23 protein-coding genes and 3 tRNA genes are annotated in these 25748 nt (G+C 69.3%); 8 read left to right on the forward strand and 18 right to left on the reverse strand.

Going from position 1 to position 25748, the window contains the following annotated elements; translation table 11 throughout:
- Positions 1 to 124: 124 nt before the first annotated feature.
- The 6 genes from Q664_RS10825 to Q664_RS10850 all read right to left on the reverse strand — a co-directional run bounded on the left by Q664_RS10825 (position 125) and on the right by Q664_RS10850 (position 3105).
- Positions 125 to 197 (reverse strand) — tRNA-Ala (locus Q664_RS10825).
- Between the two features lie 70 nt (positions 198 to 267).
- Positions 268 to 340, reverse strand: a tRNA-Ala gene (locus tag Q664_RS10830).
- 52 nt (positions 341 to 392) lie between these two features.
- Complete coding sequence (locus Q664_RS10835; protein ID WP_052517947.1) at positions 393 to 791, reverse strand: hypothetical protein; 399 nt, start codon at positions 789 to 791, stop codon at positions 393 to 395.
- 96 nt (positions 792 to 887) lie between these two features.
- On the reverse strand, positions 888 to 2258 hold the full coding sequence (locus Q664_RS10840; RefSeq protein ID WP_235216647.1) for an RsmB/NOP family class I SAM-dependent RNA methyltransferase: 1371 nt from the start codon (positions 2256 to 2258) through the stop codon (positions 888 to 890).
- Positions 2259 to 2279: 21 nt separating this feature from the next.
- Positions 2280 to 2930 (reverse strand): response regulator, encoded by a 651-nt coding sequence (locus Q664_RS62110; protein ID WP_043393184.1) that lies wholly within the window; start codon positions 2928 to 2930, stop codon positions 2280 to 2282.
- Between the two features lie 89 nt (positions 2931 to 3019).
- Positions 3020 to 3105, reverse strand: a tRNA-Leu gene (locus Q664_RS10850).
- Positions 3106 to 3199: 94 nt separating this feature from the next.
- Between Q664_RS10850 and Q664_RS10855 the strand changes: the two genes are divergently transcribed.
- From Q664_RS10855 to Q664_RS10865, 3 genes are all read left to right on the forward strand, one after another.
- Positions 3200 to 3949: a tetratricopeptide repeat protein gene (locus Q664_RS10855; protein WP_043393186.1), complete on the forward strand. Its 750-nt coding sequence runs from the start codon at positions 3200 to 3202 to the stop codon at positions 3947 to 3949.
- Positions 3950 to 4308: 359 nt separating this feature from the next.
- On the forward strand, positions 4309 to 5268 hold the full coding sequence (locus tag Q664_RS10860; protein WP_043393189.1) for a diguanylate cyclase: 960 nt from the start codon (positions 4309 to 4311) through the stop codon (positions 5266 to 5268).
- Positions 5269 to 5316: 48 nt separating this feature from the next.
- Positions 5317 to 7053 carry a response regulator gene (locus tag Q664_RS10865; protein ID WP_043393192.1) on the forward strand — a complete coding sequence of 579 codons (1737 nt, stop codon included), beginning with the start codon at positions 5317 to 5319 and terminating at the stop codon, positions 7051 to 7053.
- Positions 7054 to 7060: 7 nt separating this feature from the next.
- On the opposite strand, the gene Q664_RS10870 is transcribed toward Q664_RS10865, so the two are convergent.
- The gene (locus tag Q664_RS10870; RefSeq protein WP_043393194.1) at positions 7061 to 7549 is read right to left on the reverse strand and encodes a hypothetical protein; all 489 of its coding nucleotides are present in this window, start codon (positions 7547 to 7549) and stop codon (positions 7061 to 7063) included.
- 147 nt (positions 7550 to 7696) lie between these two features.
- Between Q664_RS10870 and Q664_RS10875 the strand changes: the two genes are divergently transcribed.
- Positions 7697 to 8056: a hypothetical protein gene (locus Q664_RS10875; RefSeq protein ID WP_152622027.1), complete on the forward strand. Its 360-nt coding sequence runs from the start codon at positions 7697 to 7699 to the stop codon at positions 8054 to 8056.
- Here Q664_RS10875 and miaA read toward each other — a convergent pair.
- From miaA to Q664_RS10930, 11 genes are all read right to left on the reverse strand, one after another.
- Positions 8035 to 9009: a tRNA (adenosine(37)-N6)-dimethylallyltransferase MiaA gene (gene miaA / locus Q664_RS10880; RefSeq protein WP_084609722.1), complete on the reverse strand. Its 975-nt coding sequence runs from the start codon at positions 9007 to 9009 to the stop codon at positions 8035 to 8037. The two genes, Q664_RS10875 and miaA, sit on opposite strands and share 22 nt — an antisense overlap.
- A 109-nt stretch (positions 9010 to 9118) precedes the next feature.
- Positions 9119 to 10381 carry a histidine--tRNA ligase gene (gene hisS / locus Q664_RS10885; RefSeq protein WP_235216648.1) on the reverse strand — a complete coding sequence of 421 codons (1263 nt, stop codon included), beginning with the start codon at positions 10379 to 10381 and terminating at the stop codon, positions 9119 to 9121.
- A 26-nt stretch (positions 10382 to 10407) separates the two neighbouring features.
- Positions 10408 to 11250: an archaetidylserine decarboxylase gene (gene asd / locus Q664_RS10890; RefSeq protein WP_043393202.1), complete on the reverse strand. Its 843-nt coding sequence runs from the start codon at positions 11248 to 11250 to the stop codon at positions 10408 to 10410.
- 42 nt (positions 11251 to 11292) lie between these two features.
- Positions 11293 to 12012, reverse strand: a complete 720-nt coding sequence (locus Q664_RS10895) for a hypothetical protein (protein ID WP_043393205.1) — start codon at positions 12010 to 12012, stop codon at positions 11293 to 11295.
- Between the two features lie 84 nt (positions 12013 to 12096).
- Positions 12097 to 15837, reverse strand: a complete 3741-nt coding sequence (gene ileS / locus Q664_RS10900) for an isoleucine--tRNA ligase (protein ID WP_043393208.1) — start codon at positions 15835 to 15837, stop codon at positions 12097 to 12099.
- 59 nt (positions 15838 to 15896) lie between these two features.
- The gene (locus Q664_RS10905; RefSeq protein WP_043393211.1) at positions 15897 to 16628 is read right to left on the reverse strand and encodes a metallophosphoesterase family protein; all 732 of its coding nucleotides are present in this window, start codon (positions 16626 to 16628) and stop codon (positions 15897 to 15899) included.
- A 35-nt stretch (positions 16629 to 16663) separates the two neighbouring features.
- Positions 16664 to 17011 (reverse strand): TIGR02266 family protein, encoded by a 348-nt coding sequence (locus Q664_RS10910; RefSeq protein WP_043393214.1) that lies wholly within the window; start codon positions 17009 to 17011, stop codon positions 16664 to 16666.
- Between the two features lie 160 nt (positions 17012 to 17171).
- The gene (locus tag Q664_RS10915) at positions 17172 to 18095 is read right to left on the reverse strand and encodes a PfkB family carbohydrate kinase (protein ID WP_043393217.1); all 924 of its coding nucleotides are present in this window, start codon (positions 18093 to 18095) and stop codon (positions 17172 to 17174) included.
- A 122-nt stretch (positions 18096 to 18217) separates the two neighbouring features.
- Entirely contained in the window at positions 18218 to 19744 is a 1527-nt protein-coding gene (locus Q664_RS10920) for an MlaD family protein (RefSeq protein ID WP_043393220.1), read from the reverse strand.
- 12 nt (positions 19745 to 19756) lie between these two features.
- Positions 19757 to 20497, reverse strand: a complete 741-nt coding sequence (locus Q664_RS10925) for an ABC transporter ATP-binding protein (protein WP_043393249.1) — start codon at positions 20495 to 20497, stop codon at positions 19757 to 19759.
- Between the two features lie 25 nt (positions 20498 to 20522).
- On the reverse strand, positions 20523 to 21281 hold the full coding sequence (locus Q664_RS10930) for an MlaE family ABC transporter permease (protein WP_425117414.1): 759 nt from the start codon (positions 21279 to 21281) through the stop codon (positions 20523 to 20525).
- Positions 21282 to 21561: 280 nt separating this feature from the next.
- Between Q664_RS10930 and Q664_RS10935 the strand changes: the two genes are divergently transcribed.
- Genes Q664_RS10935 through Q664_RS10950 form a run of 4 tightly spaced genes read left to right on the forward strand, consistent with a single transcriptional unit; the run spans position 21562 to position 25632 of the window.
- Complete coding sequence (locus Q664_RS10935) at positions 21562 to 22137, forward strand: hypothetical protein (protein WP_043393227.1); 576 nt, start codon at positions 21562 to 21564, stop codon at positions 22135 to 22137.
- Between the two features lie 37 nt (positions 22138 to 22174).
- Positions 22175 to 23575 (forward strand): hypothetical protein, encoded by a 1401-nt coding sequence (locus tag Q664_RS10940; RefSeq protein ID WP_043393230.1) that lies wholly within the window; start codon positions 22175 to 22177, stop codon positions 23573 to 23575.
- Positions 23572 to 24246, forward strand: a complete 675-nt coding sequence (locus tag Q664_RS58955) for a hypothetical protein (protein WP_043393234.1) — start codon at positions 23572 to 23574, stop codon at positions 24244 to 24246. The genes Q664_RS10940 and Q664_RS58955 overlap by 4 nt, the downstream gene beginning before the upstream one ends.
- Before the next feature lie 18 nt (positions 24247 to 24264).
- Complete coding sequence (locus tag Q664_RS10950; RefSeq protein ID WP_160174380.1) at positions 24265 to 25632, forward strand: metalloprotease; 1368 nt, start codon at positions 24265 to 24267, stop codon at positions 25630 to 25632.
- Positions 25633 to 25748: the final 116 nt, after the last annotated feature.

Below are 25748 nucleotides of genomic sequence, written 5' to 3' on the forward strand. Positions count from 1 at the left end.
TGCGCTTCCCTTCACTCCGATTCCGTTGATTCAGTGGATGCCACCGGCCGCGAGCGTGCGCTCGAGCGGTGCGGCGGAAATGAAAAGGCCCGCCTGGTTCGCACCGGGCGGGCCTTCTTCATTGTGGAGCTAATCGGGATCGAACCGATGACCTCTTGAATGCCATTCAAGCGCTCTCCCAGCTGAGCTATAGCCCCGTATTCACTTGTGCCTTCGAAGGAGAGAGACGAGGCCCGTCAGCTTTTCCTGACGGGCCTCTTCTCTGAGTGGAGCTAATCGGGATCGAACCGATGACCTCTTGAATGCCATTCAAGCGCTCTCCCAGCTGAGCTATAGCCCCACAATGTGCAACCGCCTGGGGAGCGGTTGCCAACGTCGAAAGCGGCGCCCTTCTACAACTTCTTCGTGCGGGACGCTACTCCCGAATTCGCCCCACCCGCGTTTTTTTGCTTCAGCCGCTGGGCCGTCTCCTCTCCTTCCTGGAGGAGATCGCTGATCTCCCGGGCCTGGGCCTCGGCCTTCTGCTGCGCCTGCTCGACCGCCTTGAGCAGCGGGGCGAACGTGGAGGACAGCTCCAGCTTGCCCTTCTGCACCTGCTTGAAGACGGCCTCGCCCAGCTCCCGCAGGGCGCGCTCCTTCTCCTTCTGGATGAAGTCGTTCTGCGTCTTCGCCCGGGCCAGCTCGGCGTGCTTCTCCACCTGCTGGCGCAACTGGGTCATCTGCGACTGGGCGGACTGGAACGCCTCCTGGATCTGACGGAGCGTCTCGGACTGCTTTGGGTCGGCTGCCACCGGATGCGACCTCGCGGAAAGAAGGATCGCCTTCCTGCGTAACGTGCGGCCACCAGGACTGTCAATCCTGCCTGCCCTCGGGCCCGCCCGCGCCCCTCAGGCCTTGCGCAGCCGGGCCGCGAAGAAGCCCCCACCCGGCACCCTCGACGGCAGCGCCCGGAGGAAGGGGCCGTCACAGAGCACGGCCGCCCGCTCGGGGCCAAAGAGAGGGGCCAGGGGCTCCACCGTGAAGCCCGGCACCTTGGCGAGGAAGTCGCGCACCACCACGTCATTCTCCTCGGGCAGCAGCGAGCACGTGGCGTACACCAGCAGCGCCCCCGGCTTCACCTGGCCCGCCAGCTCCTCCAACAGCCCCAGTTGGGTGTCGTGGAACTCCTGCACCGACTTCGCGGTGAGCTTCCACTTCTGATCCGGCTCCCGCGCCAGCGAGCCCGTCCCACTGCACGGCGCGTCCACCAGCACCACGTCCGCCTGCTCCAGCGGCAGGGGATGCGGGAAAGACACGTGCCGCAGGGACAGCTCCTTCGCCCGCTCGCGCGCCTGCGCCAGCCGCCGACGGGAGCGGTCTCCCGCCACCACCCGCCCTGCCCTCCCCACCTCGTCCGCCAGCGCGAGCGTCTTGCCGCCCGCCCCCGCGCACACGTCCGCCACCACCCGCCCCGACAGCGTCCCCTCCAGCGGCCGGCACGCCTCGACGATCAGCTGGCTGCCCACGTCCTGCACCTGCAGGCGGCCCTCCTTCATCACCTTCGTCTCGAAGACGCGGTGGCTCGCCTCCGTGATGCGCACCGCGTCCAGCGCCACGTCCACCGGCTCCACCGCCACGCCCTCCTCCACCAGCCGCGCCACCACCTCGGCCCGCGTCCCCGAGGGCCTCACCCGGAAGTGCAGCGAGGGATCCTCGTCCAGCGCCGCCAGCATCGCCTCCAACAGGGGCTCCGGGTGCAGCTCGGCCAGCCGGTTCACCAGCCAGTTGGGGAACGAGTAGCGCGTGGCCAGCCGCTCCGCGGCCGACTCCGGCAGCGGCGGCTCCGGCAGCGGCGACTCCGCCACCTGGATCAGCAGATCATCCTTGATGGTGCGCGGGCGCACCGGGCCGGGCAGCTTCACCTCGGGGCCGATGCGCGCCCAGCTCGCCCCGCAGAACAGCCGACGCCAGAGCACGTAGCGCACCAGCGTCTGATCCTCGAGCAGGCCGATCTTGCTGGGAGGGTGCCCCAACGTGCGCGCCGCCAGGTCCAACAGCCGCTGGTGCCTCGAGAGCTCGCGCACCGCCAGCGCCGTGAAGCGCCGCTCCTGGCCGCCCAGGCCCTCCGCGTCCTTCAACGCATTGGCCAGCGCCGCCTTGAGGGGATCGCCCTTCAACACCGCCAGGTGTGCCTCGAGCGCCGCCGTCGCCGCGCGCCGCGAGGGACGCCCCAGGCGATCCTCATCCACGAATGTGCCAGGCCAGAGAGTCGTGCTCACGCTCGAACCGCCAGCGCTCCGCTACGCGCGAAGCGCCATCGAGACGGCCAGACATCCTTCGTGGGTCCGCACCTCACGCGGTCCGGCCGCCAGATAGAAATATTGGTGCCCCGTCCGCCGCTCGCCCTCCACCTCCAGCGAGCCCTCCACCACCATGAAGCCCGCCCGCCCCCGGTTCACCGGCCGGCCCTGGCTCACCCCGGGCTCCATCCGCACCCACAGACACCCGCCCGGCTCCTCCACCACCCGCACGCCCGCCGCCTCCTCCGTCCACCCCTCGCGCGGTGGCTCGCGCCGCGCCGCCGTCTCCACCTGCTGCCGCAGGGTGACGAAGCGCTCCACCAGGTCCAGGATGTCCTCGATCTGGAAGGGCTTGGCCAGCACCGCGTCCGGCTCGTGCGGCCGCAGCACCTTCACCACCTCTTCGGCCGTGGCCGCGCTGACGATCGCCACCGGCTGCAGCCGCTGCCGCGCCGCCTCCAGGATGATCCGCCCGCCCTCGCCCTTGTCTCCAATGCGCAGGTCCGTCACCACCAGGGCGAAGCGCTCCTCCTTCAGGGCCTCCAACGCCTGGGCCACGCTGCCCGCCTCGCGTACCTCGGCCTGCTCGGCGATCAGCTCCCCCATCCCCTCGCGGAGACTGGCGTCATCCTCCACCAGCAACACCTTCATCAGAGGACCTCCCGCCTGGGACTCCGGAGTCTCACTGCACGCCTGGGGGGAGTAGTTGCCCCTTCCCATCGGGCGAGAACTCCCCGGAATGGCCCTCCCCGGACTCGAACCGGGACGCGGGGTCAGCCGCAGCGGATTTTGAGTCCGCCTCGTCTACCAATTTCGACAGAGGGCCCCTTGGGGCTGGAACAAGCGAACGTATACCGCGATGCCCGCCCGGACGCATCTGAAGATTGCGGTCCTACACACTGATGGATAAACGGGGCGCCATGTACAACCTTCTCATCGCCCTGGGTGTGGGTCTCGTCATCACCCTGGGTATCAAACTCTCTGGCGTCGGTTCCATCTGGGCCGGCATCATCCCAGGCTCCATCGCCTTCGTGGCGACCTACCTCCTGCTCGCCCGGCGGATCGGCAACCAGCTCCAGGTCCTCATGGAGTCCGTCCAGAAGGAGCTCCAGGGGCAGCCCACCAGCCAGAAGGAAGCCCAGGCGCGCGTCGAGCGGGCCATCAAGATGCTGGAGGGCGGGCTCGCCTACGACAAGTGGCAGTTCATGGTGGGGCCCGAGATCCACTCGCAGCTGGGCATGCTCAAGTACATGTCCAAGGATCTGGACGGGGCGCAGGTGCACTTCAACAAGGCCAGCCCCCGCAACTACATGGCCAAGGCCATGCAGGGCGCCCTGTACTACCAGCGCAAGGACTTCGGCGCGATGAAACGCTCCTTCGAGACCGCGGTGACCGCCGGCAAGAAGGAGCCGCTGCTGTGGGCCGCGTACGCGTGGTGCCTCGTGCAGAACAAGGAGAAGGACGAGGCCCTCCGGGTGCTGGGACGCGGCGTGGAGGCCAACCCCTCCGATGAGAAGCTCAAGAACAGCCTGTCCGCCCTGCAGAACGACAAGAAGCTGAAGATGAAGCCGTATGAGCCCGGGTGGTGGCAGTTCGGCCTGGAGGCGCCTCCGCCCCAGGTTCTGGGCGGCGGTGGGGGCCGGCGCGTTCAGTTCACCCCCCGACGCTGATCCCGCTCCCCGGGAATTCCTACTGGTGGGATAACCGGGAACGCTGCAACTCTTGCCTAGTCGGGGGCGCCTTCTCCCGAGACGGATGCTGCAAGTCCCTGGAATCACTCCCCCCTCTGTCGCCGTGAAGAGGGGCACGGCCCTTGCTCCTGGGCTGACACATGATCGGGCCCGAGCGGCCCGGCGAAGTGGTGGAGATCGGATTTGGCAGCCGGGGGTCTCGGGTGAAGGAGGCGGAGGACGTGGGTGCGCCAGGGGCGACGGCCGGGGACGGGCGGGATGGCTCACCCTCTAGCGGGCGTGGCACTCGAGACTTTCGGCCTGCCATTACCAGGCAAGCGCGGGAAGTGGAGCGGACCATGGAACGGCACGAGCGCCCCAGCGAGAGGGCCCTGATCCTGGTCGTGGAGGACGACCCGGGGACACGCGACAGCCTGGTGGAGCTGCTCGCCGCCCGGTTCGATGTGCTGGGCGCCAGCGACGGCCAGTCGGGCCTGGTGCTCGCCCGCGAGCGTCACCCGGATCTGGTCCTGCTGGATCGCTTCCTGGATCACGAGGACGGCCTGGCGGTGCTCGAGTCGCTGCAGCACGACAAGGCGACCGAGTCCGTGCCCGTCATCTTCCTCACCGGCGACTCCGACGAGGCCACGCTGGAGAAGTGCCTGGAGATGGGCGCGGTGGACTTCGTCCACAAGCCGGCCAGCGCGCGCGAGTTGATGGCCCGCATCGACCGGGCCCTGCGCCAGAGCGAGCAGCAGCAGCGGCTCCAGGTGCTGGCCCAGACGGACGCCCTCACGGGCCTGGCCAACTTCCGGGCGCTGTCCATGCGGCTGGAAGAGGAATTCAAGCGCGCCAACCGCTACGAGTACCCGATGTCCGTGGTGGTGATCGATCTGGATCACCTCAAGGCCATCAACGACGGCATGGGCCACGACGTGGGCAACCGGGCGATCCTCGCGCTGGCCAGCCACCTGCGCACCAACCTGCGCGAGGTGGACTTCGCGGCCCGCTTCGGTGGCGATGAGTTCGTCGCGCTGCTGCCCCACCAGACGGCGGCCGAGGCCGCGGTCTTCGCCGAGCGGATCCGCGCCGGACTGCGTACCGTGAAGGTGACGCGCAGCGACGGGCGGCCGGCCCCCTTCGGACTGAGCGTGAGCGTGGGGATCGCGGATCACTCGACCGCCCAGCCCAAGGAGAGCACCGAGGCCCTGCTGAGGGCGGCGGACGCGGCGCTCTACGAGGCCAAGCGCGAGGGCCGCGATCGGGTCGTGGTGTACGGAGCGGCCGAGCTGCCGCCCCCCAAGGTTCAGCGTCACTGACAACCAGAAACCCCCAGAGGACCGATGGACGGTGGAGTGAGGGCGCGGATGAACGGGAGCAAGCTGGCGAGCGGTTCGAGGGTGGCCATCGTGGGGGGTGGAATCGCCGGTGCGGGACTGGCCGCCTCGCTGCTCTTCAATGGACGGGCCCGCGGCTGCGCGCTCGACGTGCGGGTGTACGAAAGCGGGGAGCCGGGCGCCATCGCCCCGCCCGCCCTGCTCACGCCGGAGTGCCGTTCCCGGCTCGCCGCGCTCGGCTGCCGCGTGCCTCCCGAGTGGCGCGCCCATGAGCTGCGCGGCGTGGAGATCCTCTCCCATGGCAACCGCGAGGTACTGCCCTCCACACCCGGCGGCCTGTGGGTGGTGGACGCGTGGCCCCAGGGCCAGGGTGGCCTCGCGCTGGTGAGGGAAGTGCTCGCGGGCGCGGCGACCGCGCAGGGCGCGCGCTTCGTGCCCCGGCGCGTCGAGCGGGTGGAGAATCAGCCCTCGGCGCCGGACGCTCCCGCCGCGGTGCGCAAGAGCGGCCCCCTCGTCGTGAGGGCCCAGGGCAGCGGCGAGCGCTTCCACGCGGTGGCCCTCGCCACGGGCGCCGGGCCCTCCATGGGCGATGCCTTCTTCCCGGGCTTCAAGCCCGCTCCCACCATCGCCGCCGTGCAGGCGCGGCTGCGGCACGCCTCGCCCCGGCTGTCCGTGGCGCCGCTCGCGCGGCTGTGGCTCTCGCCCATGGGCTCGGTGGATGGGCTGCTCCTGCTGCCCGGCGCGCATTCGGTGTACGCGCTCGCCTTCGGGGCCTCGGTGACTCCGGCGGACCTGTGCCAGGTGCTGATGATGGCCGCCCGCGATGGGCTCGTGGAGGAAGGTTTCGAGCTGGCCGCGCTGGAGACGACGCGGCTGCCCTATGGTCCCGGCCGCACGATCGTCGCCCCCGGGCAGCTCGCGGTGGGCGCGGTGGCGTTCGGCCACCCGCTGCAGCTCGGGCTCTCCGAGACGCTGGCCTCCTGCAGCCGCGCCGCCGTGGCGCTGCTGGACGCCGGACTGGAGGGCACGGCCCTGGAGCGCCGCTACGTGCGCGAGGGCCTCAATGAGATGCTCGAGGACTCGGCCGCGGGCGCTCGCTCCATCTCCTGGCTGCGCCGCGCCGGACGCCGCGCTCCCCAGGCCTTCCTCGCGGCTCGCAACCGCGGCACCTCGGGCGGCATGGGCGGTGGTGGGGTGCTGGGGCTCTCCTCCCCCACTCCGCTCTCCCTGCTCAACGCCGCCCGCTGGGCCGGCATCCGCGAGACCATGGCCTCCTGGGTCCGCACCGCCGTGGAGCCCATGCCCACCACGATTCCCTCGCTCGAGCCGGACCTCTACTACATCGTGGATGACGATCCGGATCAGCGCGAGGCCATGACGCAGCTCCTGGAGTCCACGGGAGCCCGGGTGGTGGCCTTCGCCGATGAGCTGGCCCTGTTCTGCGCGGTGGCGCGCCGCCCGCCCACGGCCATCCTCCTGGACGTGGTGCTGCACTGGGTGGACGGGCTCCGGCTGTGCGAGGGCCTCAAGCAGCACCCGCTCACACGCGACACCCGGGTGGTGGTGATGAGCGGGTTGAACCGGCCCCACGTGCGCCAGCGCGCGCTCGACGCCGGCGCCGAGGCCTTCCTGCCCAAGCCCGTGGACCCCGAGCGCCTGCTGCGCCAGCTCATGGGCCATGTCTCCACCAGCGCGCAGGTGGCCCAGCCGGGCCGCTCCGCTCAGGACGACGTCGTCTCCGACGAGTCGGGCCGCTACGCCTCCTGAGTGCGCCTCAGGGCAGCGCGGTGGTGACGTAGTCCCTGCCACTGGCATGGCACCCGTGGCAGGTCGAGTGGCCCCGGCCGTAGTAGTTGCTGGAGTACTCCGGCCCGAAGCCCTCGTAGAAGAGCCACGTGTCCTTGCCGGTGCCCTCGGCGATCTTCACGTCCAGGGCATGGCCCCGGAGCGTCTTCCCGTCGCTCTCGTACAGCTCCTTCACCAGGATGCTGCCCACCGGGTGCGTGGCATTGCCCGCGCGCAGGGACTGGACGACCGTGTCATTGAAGAAGACGCGCACCTTGCTGCCATGCGGCGCTCGCGTCTCGTGGACGCCAGGCTCGGCGAGCCAGTCCTTGTACCGGCCCTCTCGCACGAAAGCGGTGATGCCGGCTTCGGAGGTGTCGAGCTCCTGGATGACGCCCGTGCCCTCGTCCACCGTCGACGAGGGACCACAGGCGCTGGCGGCGAGCACGGTCAGGAGGAACAGCGAACGCGGGTGCATCGGGCAATCCTTTCGGCGGAGTGCCCTGCCATACGGTGGTGACGCGCCTCCGGTTACCTCGGAATTCTGAGGACTCGTGCGCACGCAACCTCGCGAAATCCCGGGGCGCTGGCGTGGGAACGTGCTTTGCAACCCGCACTGTCCACCATGAGAAAATACCTCTGCGCGTTCCTGGTGTTCGGTGTCTCCGCGTGTGGCCCGGAGGGCTCCATCTTCGATGACATCTTCCACGATGCGAGCAAGGTCCACGGCCCCGGCACGTACCGGCTCTCCGACAGCGGTGTCCGGTGCGCCCAGGCGCCCTGCCCCACCCTCCGTGTCTCGTCAGTCAGCTCGCACACGGAGTTCCTGGTGAGCGAAATCGAGTTTCCAGCCGGCATGCCGCAGAACACGCGGCAGCAGGCCACCGCGCTCATCTCCACACCCGACGGACTGGTGGTCTACGGCGCCCCGCGCGGCCAGGGTGATGGCCGCGTGTTCGTGGTTCAGTCCCTCATGGAGCGGTAGGCACCCGGCTCGGGGTTGGGCATGCCCGAGGACACCTCGGGCTCGGCCCGTCCACTGGAGCCGCCCTCTTTCAACAACACGTCATACGGTGGCTCCACGAAGCCCGCTCCCGCTTCCTTGCGGAACCACGTGAGCTGCCGCTTGGCGTAACGGCGCGTCTCCTGTGCCGCCTGCTGGATGGCCTCCTCCACCGGGAGCGTCCCATCCACCACCGCCTTCGCCTGCACGTACCCCACGCTGCGCATGGGCGCGGCCTCACCGTAGCCCCGGGAGATCAACCCACGCACCTCCTCCACCAGCCCGCCCTGGAACATGGCGGCGCTGCGCGCGTCGATGCGCCGGTACAGCTCCTCGCGCGGCGGCGACAGCACGTGCATCCGGAAGGGATACCGATCCGCGGCGAACGCGTGCTCCTTGCGGAACTCGGAGGCCGGCTTGCCCGTCTGTTTGTGGATCTCCAACGCCCGGATGGTGCGCACCAGATCCTTCGGCGGCAGCTTCGCGGCGGTCTCCGGATCCACCTCGGCGAGCTTGCGGTGCACGGCCTCCCGGCCCTCGGCGGCGGCGAGCGCCTCCAGCTCCGCGCGCAGCTCCGGGTCCGCTCCCGGCGCCTCCACCAGGCCATGCAGCAGGATGCGCAGGTACATGCCCGTGCCCCCCACCACGAAGACGCGCTTGCCCCGCGAGACAATGTCCTCGATGGCCGCGTCGGCCCGGCGCTGGTACTCGGCGGCCGAGAAGGGCTCGAGCGGCTCCACCACGGAGATGAGGTGGTGCGGCACGGCGGCCAGCTCCTCCGCCGAGGGCTTCGCCGTCCCGATGTCGAAATACCGGTACACCTGCTGCGAGTCCGCGCTGACGATCTCCCCTCCCTCGCGGCGGGCGAGCTCGATGGCGAGCGCTGTCTTCCCAGACGCGGTGGGCCCGGCGATAACGGTGAGGAAGGGCTTCATCTCGGAGGAACCCCATGACTCCCATGACTCGGCCTCGAAGAGCGAGACGCCTGCACGCCCTCCGGGCCCGATGTTCACCAACTGGTCCGACTGTTGGACCAGTTGCGTCTCAGGAGGCGGGAGGAGCCGCGGGCCGGGCGATCGCCTCGCGAACGGCGGAGGCCAGGTCGTCGAGCCGCACGGGGATGGCGTCTCCGCCAGCCATGGGCTTGAGCTGCGCCTGGCCGCTGTCGCGCTCGTTCTGTCCGAGCACCAGGGTGAAGCGGGCGCCCGTCTTGTCCGCGCGCTTCATCTGGCTCTTGAGGCTGCCGCCGCGCGTATCGAACTCCACGCGCAGTCCCTCGCGGCGCATGCGGCTCACCAGCCCGAAGGCCACGTCCGCCGAGCCCTCGTCCGCCGCGGCGATGAAGAGCTCCACCGGCGGGGCGAACTGCTGGCCGCTCTCCTTGAGCAGCAGACAGAGCCGATCCAGGCCCAGGCCGAAGCCCACCGCGGGCACGTCCGGCCCGCCGAGGCTCTTCACCAGCTTGTCGTAGCGGCCGCCCCCGCCCACGGTGCTGGCGGTGCCCAGCGCCGGGTGCGCGGCGATGAACTCGAAGGTGGTGCGCGTGTAGTAGTCCAGGCCGCGCATGATGCGCGGGTTGACCACGTACTTGATGCCGAGCACGTCCAGCTTGCGCTGCACCTCGGCGAAGTGCGCACGGCACGGCTCGCACAGCGACTCGGTGATGTTGGGCGCGGCGTTGGCTATCTGCTGGCAGCGCTCGTTCTTGCAGTCGAGCACCCGGAGCGGGTTCTTCTCCAGGCGCACCTTGCAGTCCGCGCACAGCTCGTCGGCGTGGGCGCGCAGGTGCTCCACCAACCGGCTCTGGTAGGCGGGCCGGCACGTGTCATCGCCCAGCGAGTTGATGTTGAGCGACACGTCGGTGAGCCCCAGCTTCTGCAGGAGCTGCACGACCATGTCCATCATCTCCACGTCGTGGGCGGGCTCCTTGGAGCCGTAGCCCTCGGCGCCGATCTGGTGGAACTGCCGGTAGCGGCCCGTCTTCATCCGCTCGTAGCGGAACATGGGGCCCATGTAGAACCAGCGGGTGATGGGCTCCTGGTTGTTGATGGAGTGCTCGATGTACGCGCGCGCGGCGGGAGCGGTGCCCTCGGGGCGCAGGGACAGGCTGCGGCCGCCCTTGTCCTCGAAGGTGTACATCTCCTTGCCGACGATGTCGGTCGTCTCGCCCACGCTACGCACGAAGAGCGCGGTGTCCTCCACGATGGGCGTGCGCACCTCGCCGTAGCCGAAGCGGCCGAACACCTCCCGGGCGGTGCGCTCGACGTGCTGCCACACCTCCACGTCGCCGGGGAGGATGTCGTTCATGCCCTTGACGCCACTGACCTTCTGACTCACGGAATCTCTCCAATCCGCCGGCCCATGCGGACCACGGCCTCGGGCTGGAAGCTGTCGTCCCACTTCACGCGGCCCGGCTCGAACACGAGGATGACGGTGGAGCCCATCTCGAAGCGGCCCAGCTCGCCGCCCTTCTCCACCGGGATGGCCGTGTCGTAGCGGTGCACCTTGCCCGGCTTGCCCTGGTGGGTGATGACGTCCTCGTACGCGGCTTTGATCCGCGACACACAGGTGGCGCCCACCTTCACCACGGCGCACTTGCCGGCCACCGTGTCCAGGTACGTCACGAGCCGCTCGTTGACGCAGAAGAGCGCCTGCTTGTTCTTCACCGAGGCCGGGTTGACGGGCCAGAACTCACCGGGAATGTACGCATAGCCGGTGATCTTCCCGCCCAGCGGCGAGTGGATGCGGTGGTAGTCGCGCGGGGACAGGTAGATGGTGGTCCAGGCGCCGCCGTGGAAGGGCTTCGCGGCCTCCTCGTCACCGAGCAGCTCGCCCACGGTGTAGTGGATGCCCTTGGCCTGCATGACGCGGCCGTGCTCGGCGTAGCCCACCTGGGACACGGCGCCGTCCACCGGGGACACCACCACCTTCGCGCCCGGATCCACGGGACGCATGCCCGTCTTCAGGCCGCGGGTGAAGAACTCGGCGAACGTCGGGTAGTGCTCCAGGGCGTGCTCCGCCTCGGCCACGTCCACCTTGTACATCTTCGCGAACGTCCGGATGGCGGCCCGGTGCAGCGGGGCCGGTGCGGGCAGGCGGGTGGCCATCCCCACCGCCGTGGACAGGGCGGACTTGGGGAGGATGTTCATCAACTTCATGAAGGTCTGTTCGTTCATGGAGACGGTTCAGCGTGAAAGGTCTGGAAGTGGGATGCGCGCCTAGCGGCCGGCATCCGGGGTGGGGCCCGTGCCGCCATCCACGGGGATGGCCTGGATGGAGCTCTTCGGCACCTGCGCGAGCACCTTGCCCTCTTCGATGATCAACGCCTGATCCTGGAGCGAGGCATACTGCTGGCGACACGCCGGGCGGTCCGCCAATTCCCAGCGATCCCTGCGGCCGCGGCCCTTCACCTCGAGCGGCTCGCCCTTCTGGAAGCAGCCGGAGCTGGCCAGCTGGGCCTCCGGGGTGCCGACCCCGGGCACGCCCGTGCCCGTGCCCGCGTCCTCCGTGCCGTCATTGGAGCCCTCGTCGGATGGCTCGGAGTCGGAGGGAGCGGGCGCCGACGAACCGGTATCCGAGCCGAAGCCAGTGGAGCCCGGGCCGGGCTCGCGCGCCTGGGCCATGGCGTCTTCCCGGGCCTTCTCATGGGCGGCCGCCTGCTGCTTGCCGGCCTGGATGCGGGTACGCAGCTCCTGGGCCGCCGGGGCGTCGAGGCTGTCCGCGGGCACCTGGGCCAGCAGCGACTCCACCTCGGCGAGCGCCGGGTCCAGGAAGGCGTCATCACCCTTCTCTCCGTACAGCTTGCCGAAGCGCGTGTGCGCCTGGGTATAGGCCTCGGAGGGCTGGGCGGGCTTGCGGCAGGCCACGGGGGCCGCCACCACGAGAAGGGCCGACAGGAGGCCCACGACGATCCGGATAGGGGGGCTGTAGGGGCGCACGGGTCCGGTTTTCTACGCCATTTCCGGACCGCCGCACCCCTTTTTCGACCGGGAGGGGGCCCCTGATGTCAGGGCCCCGGACATTCAGGCGCGTTCCACCCGGAGCCGCGCGGGCAGGCCGTTGAGGTTGAACTCCTCCTCCTGGCCCGTGAGCCCCTCTGGACCCACGTGCACCTCCAGGGCGAGCGTCTCGCGTGAGATGAGCGCCCGGGCCTCGTCCGTCACCTTGCGCACCCGTGCCTCCCCATCCACCCACAGGCGGATGCGGTCCGTGTACCCGAGCGCCATGTCCTTGCGCGCCGCCTGCACCCGGGCGAGCAGCTCGCGCACCAGGCCCTCGTCCACCAGCGCCTCCGTCAGCTCGGTGTGCAGCACCACCACGCCCACGCCCGCGCCCGCGGCCGCATAGCCGGGGTTGGCCTCCACCAGCACCTCCAGCTCCTCGGACGGGAACTCCATGCGCTCCCCGTCCACCGTCAGCGCCACCCTCCCCTCGAGCGCCAGCTCTCGCTGGAGGGCGCGGCCGTTGGCGGCGTCGAACGCCTTGCGCACCGGCGCCAGCTTCGGCCCCAGCCGGCTGCCCATGGCCCTCAGGTTGGGCCGGACCTTGTAGCGCACCACGTCCGCCTCCTGGCCCGACTCCAGGAAGCGCACCTCGTGCACGTTCAGCTCGTCGTTGATCAGCTCCTGGTAGACGGCCACGCGCTCCCGCAACTCATGGCGGGCCAGGATGACGTCGGCCCGGGCCAGGGGCTGGCGCACCTTGAGCCGGTTGTCCGTGCGGACCTTGAGGCCCAGGGACACCAGCTCGCGCACCGCCCCCATCTCCGCCGAGAGCCCCTCGTCGATGAGCGCCGTGTCGGCCTCGGGGAAGCGGCCCAGGTGCACGCTCTCCGGTTGGGACGTGGGCCAGGGCCTGCGCACCAGGTTGCTCCACATCTCCTCGGCGAAGAATGGGACGAACGGTCCCGACATGGCCGCGATGGTGGTGAGCACCTCGTACAGCGTGTAGTACGCGTCGAGCTTGTCCTGCTCCAGGCCCGGCGCCCAGAACCGGTCCCGGCTGCGGCGCAGGTACCAGTTGGACAGCGCGTCCACCAGCACCACCATCCGCTGGGCCGCGTCGTACACGTGGTACGCGTCCAGGTGGCGCGTCACGTCGCGCAGGGCGAGCTGCACCTCGGAGAGGATCCACCTGTCCAGCACCGTGCGAGCGCCCGGCTCGCGCCAGCCCTGGCTCTTTCGGATGGCGCGCCAGGGCACCTCGGTGGCGTCCGCGTTGCCCCGGGCCGGCGAGAAGCCGTCGATGTTCGCGTAGATGGTGAAGAACGAGTAGACGTTGCGCAGCTTGACCTGGAAGTCCTTCTGCAGCAGGCGCACGTTGCTCAGCGAGTGGCGCGTGTTGGACCACGTGGGGCTCGCCGCGTAGAAGAACCACCGGAACGCGTCCGCGCCGGGAGCCCGGCTGGCTGGATCCTTGAGTACCACGCGCTCGGTGGGTGCCAGCCGGGGCACCTCCACCGGCATCACGTCCGCGCCGCGCGCCGACGGCGCCACGCCCAGCGCCTCCAGCTCCTTCTTGCCCAGCAGCAGCACGCGCCGCTTGAGCTTCTTGTGCGCCTTCACCGTGAGGGTCAGCACCGTGCCCGCGTTGTCCGGGCGGAACACCTGCACCTTCGCGCCCTCCTGCAGGTCCAGGCCCTCCAGGTCCTCGCGGGCGATGAGCGCCTCGCCGGCCACCCCGGGCACCCCGGCCGTCTTGTCATCGAGCACGGCGAAGTCCATGCGGACCTCGTCGAGGATGATCTCCGGCGGGGTGTAGTTGCCCTTGGACTTGGACTCCTTCTTGCCTTCCTTGTCGGAGACGTGGCCCAGGACGATGCAGCTCTTGTACGGGAGCGGCCAGTCCCGCCGTGGGGTGATGCCCTGGCGCCGCTGGGTCTCCTCGTCGAACACCAGCGTGCTGATCATCAGCAGCGAGTAGAACCAGCCGCGCGTCTGATCGATGGCCTCGGAGATGAAGTCCGCGGGGAAGGCCCGGGTGAACTTCTCGTGCGAGCCCGGCGCATGCGGGTAGCCCCACTGTGCGAAGGGCATGCAGCCCGAGTCGAACCACACGTCCACCACCTCGGGCACGCGGGTGAAGCGGCCGGGGGTGCCCGGCTTCTCGTAGGTGATCTTGTCCACCCACGGCTTGTGGACGATGAGGTGCTCGACGCTGGTGGCACCGGGCTTCCTGGCGAGGAACGCCTGGAGCTCGGCCTCCACGGCGGCCAGGTTGTTGCCGGGTTTCTCGCGCAGGGCCTGGAGCGAGGAGATGGCCTCCACCTCGCCCGTCTCCGAGTGGATCCACAGGGGCAGCGGCGTGCCCCAGTACCGCTCGCGCGAGAGCGCCCAGTCCACGTTGTTGGCCAGGAAGTCGCCGAAGCGGCCCTCCTTGATGTGCTCGGGCACCCAGTTGACCTGGCGGTTGTTCGCGATGGCCTTGTCCTTCACGGACGTGGTGCGGATGTACCAGGCGGGACGGGCGAACTGGATGAGCGGATCGTCATCGGCGCGCCAGCAGAACGGGTACTCGTGGCGGTACTGCTCGACGAGCACCATCCGGCCGCGCTCCTTGAGCTCGCGCTGGATGTCCTTGTCCGCGTCCTTGACGAACCTGCCGGTGAGCTGGGGCACGTCCTCGGAGAAGGTTCCGTCGGAGCGGATGGCGCAGAACAGCTCCAGCGACTCGGGCGAGGCGAAGCGGGTGCGCTCGCGGCGGAAGGCCTCGTAGTCGTCCTCGCCGAAGGCCGGGGCGATGTGGACGATGCCCGTGCCGCTGGAGAGGGTGACGAAGTCGGCGCCGATGACGCGCCAGGCGGGCGAGTCCGTACCGCCCGCCGCGAGCGGCAGCTCCGTGCCGCCCACGCGCTGGAAGTACACCTCATAGGGCGGGGTGTAGCGCAGGCCCACCAACGCGCTGCCCTTGCGCGTCTCGAGCACGGGCAGGTCCTTCTTGAGCTTCTTGGCGAGCTCGTCGCGCAGGGCGGCGGCGATGACGAGCTTGCGCTCGCCCGCGTCCACGGTGACGTAGTCCACACCGGGGTTGACGGCCGCGTACATGTTGGACGGCAGCGTCCAGGGCGTGGTGGTCCAGATGAGCAGCGCGGTGTCGGGCGAGTCGCGCAGCGGGAAGGCCACGTAGGCGCTGGGGTCGTCCACGGTGCGGTAGCCCATGCCCACCTCGCCCGAGCTGAGCGCGGTGCCGCCCTGCGGCCACCACCAGACGATCTTGTGGCCCTGGTAGAGCAGGCCCTTGCGGTACAGCTCGGCCAGCGCCCACCACACGCTCTCCACGTAGCTGCGGTGGTAGGTGACGTAGGCCTCCGGCAGATCCACCCAGAAGCCGATGCGCTCGGTCAGCCGCTCCCACTCGTTGGTGTAGCGGAAGACGGACTCGATGCAGCGCTCGGTGAAGGGCTCCACGCCGTAGCGTTCGATCTCCGCCTTGCCGTGGATGCGCAGCTCCTTCTCCACCTCGACTTCCACGGGCAGGCCGTGCGTGTCCCAGCCCGCCTTGCGGGGGACCCGGTAGCCCCGCATGGTCTTGTAGCGCGGGAACAGATCCTTGATGACGCGGGTCAGCACGTGGCCGTTGTGCGGCAGGCCGTTGGCCGTGGGCGGGCCCTCGTAGAAGACGAAGGCGGGCGCGTCCTCCCGGCCCTGGAGCGACTGCTCGAAAATCCGCCGCTCCTTCCAGAAGGCGAGGATTCGGCGCTCGTCGGCGGGAAAGTCGATGTCGTTGGGGACGGTGGCGAACAGGGGTCCGGGGGACTGGGACATGGCGCCCCAGTGATAGCACCCGCCCTCCCCGGCTGTAGGCCTTTTCGCGGCGGCCCCGGTCAGACGCCGAGGAACAGGCGCTTGCCGAAGTTCAGCGCCAGCGAGGCGTCGAAGATCTTCTGCGCGGCCGACTCGATGTCGTACTCCACCCGGAGGTACTCCACCGTGCGCGCCCCGGTGTCGCAGATGACGAAGCAGGCCCGGTTGTCGTAGTCCCGCGGCTGCCCCACGCTGCCCACCGAGATGATGTACTTGTAGCCCCGGCGGATGCCGAACTTCTGCGCCACCACGTCATGCACCTCGCCGTTGCCAATGGCGAACGCCTTGCACAGGTGGCTGTGCCCGATGAACGTCACCTCCGGCAGGTGCTCCACGTACGGCGCCAGCTCCCGCGCCTGCTCCAGCGCGAAGATGTACTCGTACGCCTTGGGCTCCACCGGCGAGCCGTGGCTGAAGCCCACGTCACCAATGCGGTACGTGTACGGCAGGCTCTTGAGCCACTCCATGTTCTCGTCGGAGAGCACCCCGGCGGACCAGTCCAGCGCGTGGCGGGCGGCGTCGTAGTAGTACGAGTAGTCCATCCGCCCGGCCACCGCCGCGTCGTGGTTGCCCAGCAGCGTCACCTCGGTCACCGAGCGCACCAGGTCGCAGCACGCGTTGGGCGAGGCCCCGTAGCCCACGATGTCTCCCAGGGAGACGATGCGATCCACCTTCTGTTCTTCCGCGACGCGGAGCACCTCCGTCAGCGCCTCGATGTTGGAGTGGACATCGGAGATGATCGCGATTCGCATGGTGGGTTCTCACCGGTGCCCACGTCCGGAGGACTTCAGTTTCCGAACGTGGTCCCTCGTTGCTCTTCGGAGATGATGCGCCGCAGCAGTGCCAGCGCGCCAGAATCCAGCACTTCGAATTTCAGCCCCATCCCCGGCGGCCCCTTGTCCTGCCGCTGCGGCCGGCTCCACACCACCGTCGCCTCGGCCATGACCTCGCGCACCTCGCCGCTGCTCAACCTCAGCAGCGTCCGCCGCCCCAGCGCAAGCGGGGTGTGCGTCTGCAGGAACAACCCACCCTCGCTCAGATTCGCGATCTTCGCGTAGAGCGTGATGTTCTCCGACTCGCACCAGCACCGCAGGCGCGAGGGGAAACGTGCGTGCTTTCGGTTATCCGTCCGCAACCCCGGCGTCCTCCGCGATGCTCGGCCGCCAGGAAAATCCCAGCGGGCCCAAGCGCTCCCCAGGAAGGCGGGAATCGCGGGAACCAAGGATAGGGACATCGTAAAATTCCGTCAAGCCGGACGAGGGGCATTCTGCCCCACCGGTGCCGGCCCGGCCGACTCAGCCCTCCAAGGGGCCCAGGTCATCGAAGTGGGTGAGGCGCTTGAACTCGGAGAAGCGGGCGCGGATCTCCGAGCGGGTGACCTCGCGCAGGCGCTCGAGGCTGAACTTCTCCACGGTGAAGGAGGCCATGACGCTGCCCATGACCATGGCGCGGCGCAGCGTCTCGGTGTTCAGCTGGCTGGCGATGGCGAGCGTGCCCATGAAGCCGCCGGCGAAGGTGTCCCCGGCGCCGGTGGGGTCGAACACGTCGGCAATGGGCATGGCCGGGCAGGCGAAGATGTGATCCTTCTCGAAGAGGAGCGCGCCGTACTCACCGCGCTTCACCACCACGCGATCGGGACCCATGCCGAGGATGGCGCGGGCGGCGCGGACGATGTTGTGCTCGCCGGTGAGCTGGCGGGCCTCGGCGTCGTTGACGAAGAGCAGGTTGACGCGCTCGAGCGTCTTGAGGAGCGCGGGCCGGCTGCCGTTGATCCAGAAGTTCATGGTGTCGGCGGCCACCAGCTTGGGCGCCTTCACCTGATCCACCACCTGGGACTGGAGCTCGGGGTGGATGTTGCCGAGGAAGACGTACTGGGCGTCGCGATACTTCTCGGGCAGACGGGGCGAGAAGGTCTGGAAGACGTTGAGCTGGGTGTCGAGCGTCTCGGCCTCGTTGAGCTGGAAGCCGTAGCGGCCCTTCCACCGGAAGGTGCGGCCCTTCTCGCGGGTGACGCCCTCGAGGTCCACGCCCCGGGCCTTGAGGAAGTCCAGGTGGGCCTGGGGGAAGTCCTCACCGACCACGGCCACCACCTGGGTGGGGGTGAAGAAGGAGGCCGAGGTGGAGAAGTAGGTGGCGGAGCCGCCGAGGACGTCCTCCTTCAGGCCGAAGGGGGTTTCCACCGAGTCCAGCGCGACCGAGCCAACGACGAGAAGAGACATGGGGCTTCCAGGGAGAGAGGCCTTCGAGAACCAGGCACGGAGCTCCCAGGGGACAGCCCGTGCCGTGGCGAGGTACGACTTTTGACCCGGTCAGGTCAAGCCATCTGGTGCCGGACCCACACTCAGGGCGTGGGCAGGACGGGCAGCATGGCCTTCAGGTCGTCATCCGTGAAGTAGACGCCGCCGCCGAAGAAGAAGTCGCGGCCGGCGAGCATCCGGCGGGTGTTGGTGTCGCGCCGGGGATCATTGAGGATGTCATCCATGCCGGCGACGACGAAGAGCCGGTCGAACGCCTGGGCCCGGAGCGAGGTGCGGATACGGGGGTAGCGCAGCTCGGCCACGGAGAAGTTGAAGGCGTCCACGGACAGCTTCAGGTGGTCCTTGAAGAAGTGGAAGTCCGCGCCCACGCCGCCGGTGGACTCGATGATGCCGAAGCGCAGCGTGGTGAAGTAGTAGCGCTTGGCGAACTGGGCGCTGAACTTGAAGGACTCCTTGGTGATGGTCTGCTTCTGCACCACGGGCTCGCCCGAGGAGGGCGGGTTGGCCTGGACGTACTGCGTCTCGGTGGTGCCGCGGGGATCATCCACCAGCTCCAGCAGGTAGTACTTGTCCGGCTTGGGGGCCAGCCGCAGGGTCAGCATGTTCTTCGAGGAGCCCTGCTCCATGAGGTAGGTGGCCTGGATGCCCACTTCCGTCTGGAGGCCGGTGAGCCGCGAGGAGAAGTCCGACAGGTCCTCCACGGACTCGGACAGCTTCTGGCCCAGGCGCTTGTCGGTGAGCAGCGTGCCCACGGCGCCCTCGCCGTTCTTCACCTTGGTGGTCACGTCCTCCAGGTTGGCCAGCGTCTTGTCCAGCCGGCTCATCGTCTGCTTGAGGCTGGCCACGCTGTCCTTCAGGTCCGCTTCCCCACCGTTGCCCACCAGCTTGTTCACCGTGGCCAGCACCTCGCGGGTGTCGCGGGTGATGACCTCGATGTTGTCGACGATGTTGTTGACGCTCTGCTCGTTGGAGGCGGTGATGCCGCGCACGTCCGAGCTCACGCCCTCCACGTTGCGCAGGATGGCGTCCAGGCGCTCGGAGCTGGCGCGCACCGTCATATCCACCGCGTCGGACACGCGCACGAGGTTCTCCACGATCCGCTCCATGGAGCCGGCGCCCTTGTCGCCGCCGAGCACGTCCCGCAGCGCGCCCGTCACCTGCTGGATGTCCGAGGTGATCTGGCTGAGCGAGGCGAACACGGCCTCCATGCCCTGCACGTCGATGACGCGGCGGATCTCCGCCCCCTCCTTCAGGGGGGGCGCCATCTCCGTGCCGGGGTTGAGATCCAACAGGTAGTCGCCGAGCAGGGACTCCGAGCGCTTGGCCAGCGTGGCGTCCTCGAACACGGGGACGTCGCGGCGGATGCGCACGGTGACCTTGGCGCGCGTGCCCTCCAGCTTGATGCTCTCCACCTCGCCCACGGGGAGACCGGCGATCTGGATGCGGCTCTTGGGCCCCAGGCCCGAGGCGTCCCGGAAGTAGGCATGGGCCTGGAGGGCCTCGTCCTCACCCAGCCCCCCCTTGCGGGTGAACAGGATGAAGCCAAAGAGGAACCCTCCGGCGACGAGCACCAGCAGGCCTACTCGGAACGGTGTGACGAGCTTCTTCACCGGGTGTGACTCCTAATCATTCTTTCCGAACCAGGTCTGGAGGAAGACCTTCACGGCGGGGTGCTGGGAGGAGCGTAGCTGCTCCGGGGGCCCCTGCTCCAGGATCACCCCCTTGTTGAGGAAGGCGATCTGGTCCGCGATGTTGAAGGCGGAGGCGATGTCGTGGCTGATGACCACGCTGGTGATGCCCAGCTCCCGCTGGGCCGCGAGGATCATCTCGTCCACATAGTCGGTGGTGATGGGATCCAGCCCCGTGGTGGGCTCGTCGTAGAGGACGATCTTCGGATTCATCACGATGGCGCGCGCCAGGCCCACGCGCTTGCGCATACCGCCGGACAGGTCCGCCGGGAACTTGCGCTCGGCGCTCTGCGGCAGGCCCATGAGATCCAGCTTCGAGCGGACCAGCTTGCGGATCTCCTCCTCGGAGAGGCCCCGGTGCTCGCGCAGGGGGAACGCCACGTTGTCGTAGACGTCCATGGAGTCGAAGAGCGCGGCGGCCTGGAACACCATGCCGAACTTGTGGCGCACCTTCTCCAGGGCCTCGGGGCCCATGGGGACGATGTCCTCGCCGTCGATGACCACCCTGCCCTCGTCCGGCTTGAGCAGGCCGATCATGTGCTTCATCATCACCGTCTTGCCCGAGCCCGAGCCGCCGAGGATGACGCAGGTGCTGCCCGCGGGCACGGTGAGATCGATCCCGGTGAGGACCTTGTGCACACCGAAGGACTTGTGCAGGCCGGAGATCTCGATCATCGGCCGGGAGCTCGTGTCCGCCATGTCAGTGCAGGAGCACCCCGACGATGAAGTCGAGGATGAAGATGGAGAGGGCGCTGGTCACCATGGCCTCGGTGGTGGCCTGACCCACCCCCTTGGCGCCGCCCGTGGCGTTGAAGCCCTTGAAGCAGCACACGAGCGTCACCGCCAGGCCGAAGACGGCGCCCTTGATGAGGCCCTCGTAGACGTCGATGGGATCCAACCACTGCTGGGTGCGGGTGATGAAGGTACCGGCGGACACGCCCTGGGTGCCCACCGCCACGGCATAGGCGCCGAGGATGCCCGAGGTGTCGAAGAGCAGCGTGAGCAGGGGCACCATGAAGAGGCCGGCCAGCACCCGGGGCACCAGGAGGTACTGGATAGGGTTGACGGCCATGGTCTCCAGGGCGTCCACCTGCTCGGTGACGCGCATGGTGCCCAGCTCGGTGCACATGGCGGAGCCGGCGCGCATGGTGACCATCAGCGCGGAGAACACCGGGGCCAGCTCGCGCGTGAGGACGAGCGCCACCGTGGGGCCCACCAGGCTCTGCGCGTCGAACATGGCGAAGGCCCGCGCGGACTGGTTGGCGAACACCATGCCGGTGAACAGGCCCGTCAGCAGCACGATGAAGACGCTGCCCACGCCCACGAAGTCCAGCTGGAAGAAGAGGTTCACCCAGCGGTAGGGCCGCCGCACGCCCCAGCGCACCACGTCCACCCCGAGGGTGATCAGGTGCCCCAGCTCCTCCACCATCGAGATGACGCTCTGGCCCACGCCCTCGATGGATCGGGTCAGCACCGAGGGCTGTTCGGGCTGTGATTCGGCGTTCTGTGCGTTTTCGGATGCCACGTGGGGCCCTACTCTACGTTTCCCGCCAGCCGGAACAAGCAAACGCTCTGGCTCCAGAGCCCCCCTTCGCTTCCAGGCAACCCAGGCATCCAGGCGCCCACCCCCCCGTCGTGACACGCCACGACAAAGGGGTTTCTCCCGGGAGCGCTTGCCGTTATGTTCCGCCGCCCTTTTTCCCTCCCCCCTCAAAAAAGAGAAGCGAGAAGCAACACCCATGGCGACCCAACACAAGGTCGGCGGCGAGGTCGACGCGTTCTGTACCCGGTGCCGGCTCACGCTGGCCCACACCATCCTGGCGATGGTGGGCACGAAGATCGCTCGAGTCCGGTGCAACACCTGCGGCGGAGATCACGCCTTCCGCTCGGCTCCGGGCACCACCGACAAGCCCGCCCCGTCGGCCCGCTCCAGTGCCGGCGGGAGCAGCGGCACCAAGGCCCCCCGGGCCAGCAGCCGCTCCGAGGACAAGGTCATCATCACCTTCGAGGAGCAATTGGCGGGCAAGGACATCGCCAATGCCCCCCGCTACAGCCCCAAGGACACCTACAAGATGGATCAGGTCATCCAGCATCCCACCTTCGGGCTGGGGTTCGTGACCGCGGTCCGCGGGGACAAGGTGGACATCACCTTCAAGTCCGAGACGAAGACGCTCGTCCACGGACGCGGCGGAGCCCCGGCCGAGAAGCCCGCCTTCAGCCCGCCCAGCGCGAAAGCTACGGGCCCAGCGGACAAGCCGATGGCGGAAGCGGAGGAAGCGCCTGCTTCCCCGCCGGGCAACCCCGCCGAGGGTTGACAGAGACGCCAGGGAGGCTGGACGGTAGGCCCCCTTCATGCGTGCGCCGGTCCTCCCACTGCTGCTGATGCTCGCCCTGCCCCTGGTGGTGGAGGCGGCGCCCTTCCCGGCGACGGCCTCTCCCACCCAGGTGGTGCTCGGCCGGGACAAGGCGGTGGTGGTGCAGGTGAAGGTGCCGCGCGGTACTCCCTCGCTCCGGGCCGTGGCCTCCTCGGGCAACCTGATGCCGCTGCCCGCCACCGCCCGGGGCGTGTACGCGTACCGCTGGATTCCCCCGGACATCCGCTACCCGCTGCTGGCCGTGCTCGCCTTCTGGGTGGACGCGGCCGAGGGCCCCCCGGAAATCACCACCGTGCGCATTCCCCTGCTGGGCCGCACGGAGCTGGACGTGGCCACGGACGTGGGCGCGGGTGCCCAGGTGGTGGTGCAGGTGGCGGACATGCGTTTCGGCCCGGTGACCACCAACCGCAAGGGCCGCGCCCGGGTGCCCGTGGAGGTGCCTCCCGGGGTGCGCGAGGCCATCGTGCTCGCCACCGCCAAGGGCCAGGAGACGCGCCGCACCACCCCGCTGGACGTGCCTCCCGAGCGGCCCCTGGTCGCGGTGCTCAGCCCGGACGTGTTCCCCGTGGACGGCACCGGGTGGCTGACGCTGCTGGGCGAGGAGCTCGTGCCGCGTGCACAGGTGGATCTCCAGGTGCAGGGCGGCGGCGTGGAGGAGCAGGGCCCGGGCGTGTTCCGCGTGAAGCCGGAAGCCGGGGCCAGGACCGTGGTGGTGGATGCCCACCTCAAGGACGGCACCGGCGCGGCGCGCGTCATGGCTCCGGTGGCGGCCCCCATCGTGGCCATCGTCCCGCCTCCCGAGGCGCCCGTGGTGGCACCGCCCCCCGCGCCTCCCGCTCCCAGGGTGGACTGGCGCCAGTACCTGAGCTGGCACCACCTGTCCCCGCACCTGATGGCCGGAGGCTTCTTCGCCGGCGGAGACAACCGGGGGCCCCTGCTCTCGCTCGGCCTGGGCTACCGCCTGCCGCCACTCGGGGGCCGTCTCACGGTGGAGGTGGAAGGCGGACTGCGCCATTTGTCGAGCCAGCCCACCCTCGGGCCCGCGGGGCCCGTCCTGGACTCGCGGGTGGTGGCCCTGCCCCTGCTGCTGGCCGTGCGCGTGCTGGCGTTCGAGCGGGGGCCCCTCTCCCTCCACGGCCGCGCCGGAGCGGGCGACCTGTATTACGACCAGAGCGTGACGAGCACCCTCTTCCCCGAGCCACACAGCCAGCGGGGCCATACGTTCATGGCCTTCGTGGCGGCCCAGGCCGCCTGGCGCCTCGGCGCGGTGAGTGCCCTGCTCGAGCTGCGCGGCAGCTACGCCGAGGTGAAGGCTCAACAGATCGATGCACAGCTCGGGGGGCTGTCCGCGTCCCTGGGCGTAAGGTACGCCTTATGAGCAAGCTCCTCCCCTTCCTCTTGGCGCTGTGCGCGTGCCAGACGCCCGTGACGACTCCCGAGTCCTTCCAGATCCTCGAGATCTCACCCCGGGAACAGTTCACCAACGAGCCCACCCGCGTCATCGTCCGGCTGGACCAGGAGCCCCGCTTCCTCGTGGACTACGGCAACAAGTCGGTGCGGATGCTCGAGGAGCCGGTGCTGGAGCTGGGCTCGCGGTTGGTGGTGCCGCTGGACACGTACCTGGGCCACGGCCAGTTCCAGGGCACGGTGGGCCCGGGGCTGGGGATCGGGTTGCATGAGGCCCGGGTCAAGCTGGGGGACGGGCGGGAGGCCACCTTCTCCGGGTCCTTCGAGGTCAGGAACCCCAGCGAGCAACCGGTCCAGGGCTATTGGTTCGATTCCATCTCGACGCAGTACGTGAACGAGCGCTTCTCCATCATCATCCATGCCGAGGGCCCCAACGCGGAGCTATTCGAGGGCCGGGTGACGGTGGAGCTCTACCGGGGGGGCGTGCCCACCGGAATCTCCGCGCGGACCGGCCGTTTCTCCAAGGGCATCGGCACCCAGGACCTCACCATCGATACGCCCGGCAACTACATCGTCGTCGTCGAGGACGATCAGGGCCATCACGCCACGTCGAACGCCTTCGATGTGGTTCAGAAGAACTGATTCACGAGACTCATGAACATGGATTCCACACCTCCCTTCACATGGCAGTTCAACCTCGGCCGCATCCCGGTCCTCGTCGAGCCGAGCTTCTGGGTGATGACGGCCATGTTCGGCTTGATGGGGAGCTCGAGCTGGCAGACCGTGGTGTCCTGGGTGGCCGTGGTCTTCGTCTCCGTGCTGATGCACGAGATCGGGCACGCGCTCATGGCCATGGGCCTGGGCTGCGACATCGCGGGCATCCGGCTCTACATGGGCGGAGGCCTGACCTACTTCGATCGGACGCTCAGCCGCTGGAGGGATGTGGCGGTCTCCGCGGCCGGGCCGCTCACCGGCTTCCTCTTCGGCGGGCTCATGCTCGCCGTCTACGAGTTCGTCCCGCCCAAGAGCTACATGGGCTACGTCATCCTCCGGCAGTTGATGTGGGTGAACTTCGGCTGGGGCATCATCAACCTGCTGCCGGTGCCGCCGCTGGACGGAGGGCACATCGCGCGCGGCGTGCTGGGGCCCACCCGGCAGCGCATCGCCCTGTGGATCGGCGTCATCACCGCGGGGGGCGTGGTGGCCCTGGCGCTGACCTTCAAGCTCTTCTTCGTCGGCTTCATGTTCGGCATGTTCGGCTACCAGTGCTGGCAGGCGCTCCAGGTGGCGCGCGACATCAAGCCGCTGGAGCCGGTGAAGGTGGCGGAGATCGAGCCGGAAGCGCTCTCGCGCGGCTGGCAGGCGCTGCGCTCGGGGCATGAGAGCGAGGCGGCCCGGCTGGGGCACCTGGCGCTGTCGGCGGCGAAGCCGGGCGAGGAGAGCAACGCGGCGAGGGATCTGCTGGCGTGGGTGGCGCTGAGCGAGGGCAATGCGCGCGCCGCGGTGTCGCACCTGGAGAAGGTGCAGCCGCCCGAGGCCGCGAGGCCCTACAGCCTGGCCATGGCGTACGAGGCGGCGGGCCTGCACGAGCGCGCCCTGCCCCACGCGCTGGCGGCGCTGGAGAAGGAGCGCACGGAGGCGGTGACCGCGCTGGCGGTGCGCCTGTTGGTGAAGGCGCAGCGGCTGGACGAGGCCGAGCGCACCGCGCGGGAGTTCTCCTGGAAGGCGACGGCGAAGCGGGACACGCTGCTGGCGGACGTGGCGGTGGCCCGGGGAGACTTCGGCGCGGCGGCGGCGCTGCACGCGAGCGCCTTCGAGGCGGGGGGCAACGCGGAGGACGCGTACCAGGCCGCCCGGGCTCACGCGCGAGCCGGCCAGGTGGCACAGGCCTCCGCGTGGCTCGCGCGCGCGCTGGAAGCGGGCTACGACGACTACGAGGAGATCGCCCAGGATCCGGCCCTGGCCGAGGCCCGTTCCGCCCCGAAGATCGCCGAGCGGATCGCCCGGCGCGGCAAGGGCGTGGCCTGAGAGCCCAATATCCCCTCTCCCCTCGGGAGAGGGTCGGGGTGAGGGTATCTGTGCCTGTTCTCCAACCCGTGGACCCGAGTGTGGACCAGGGGTTCAACCCGGGATGCGTGGCACNC

Source organism: Archangium violaceum Cb vi76, assembly GCF_000733295.1.
GTDB classification, from domain to species: domain Bacteria; phylum Myxococcota; class Myxococcia; order Myxococcales; family Myxococcaceae; genus Archangium; species Archangium violaceum.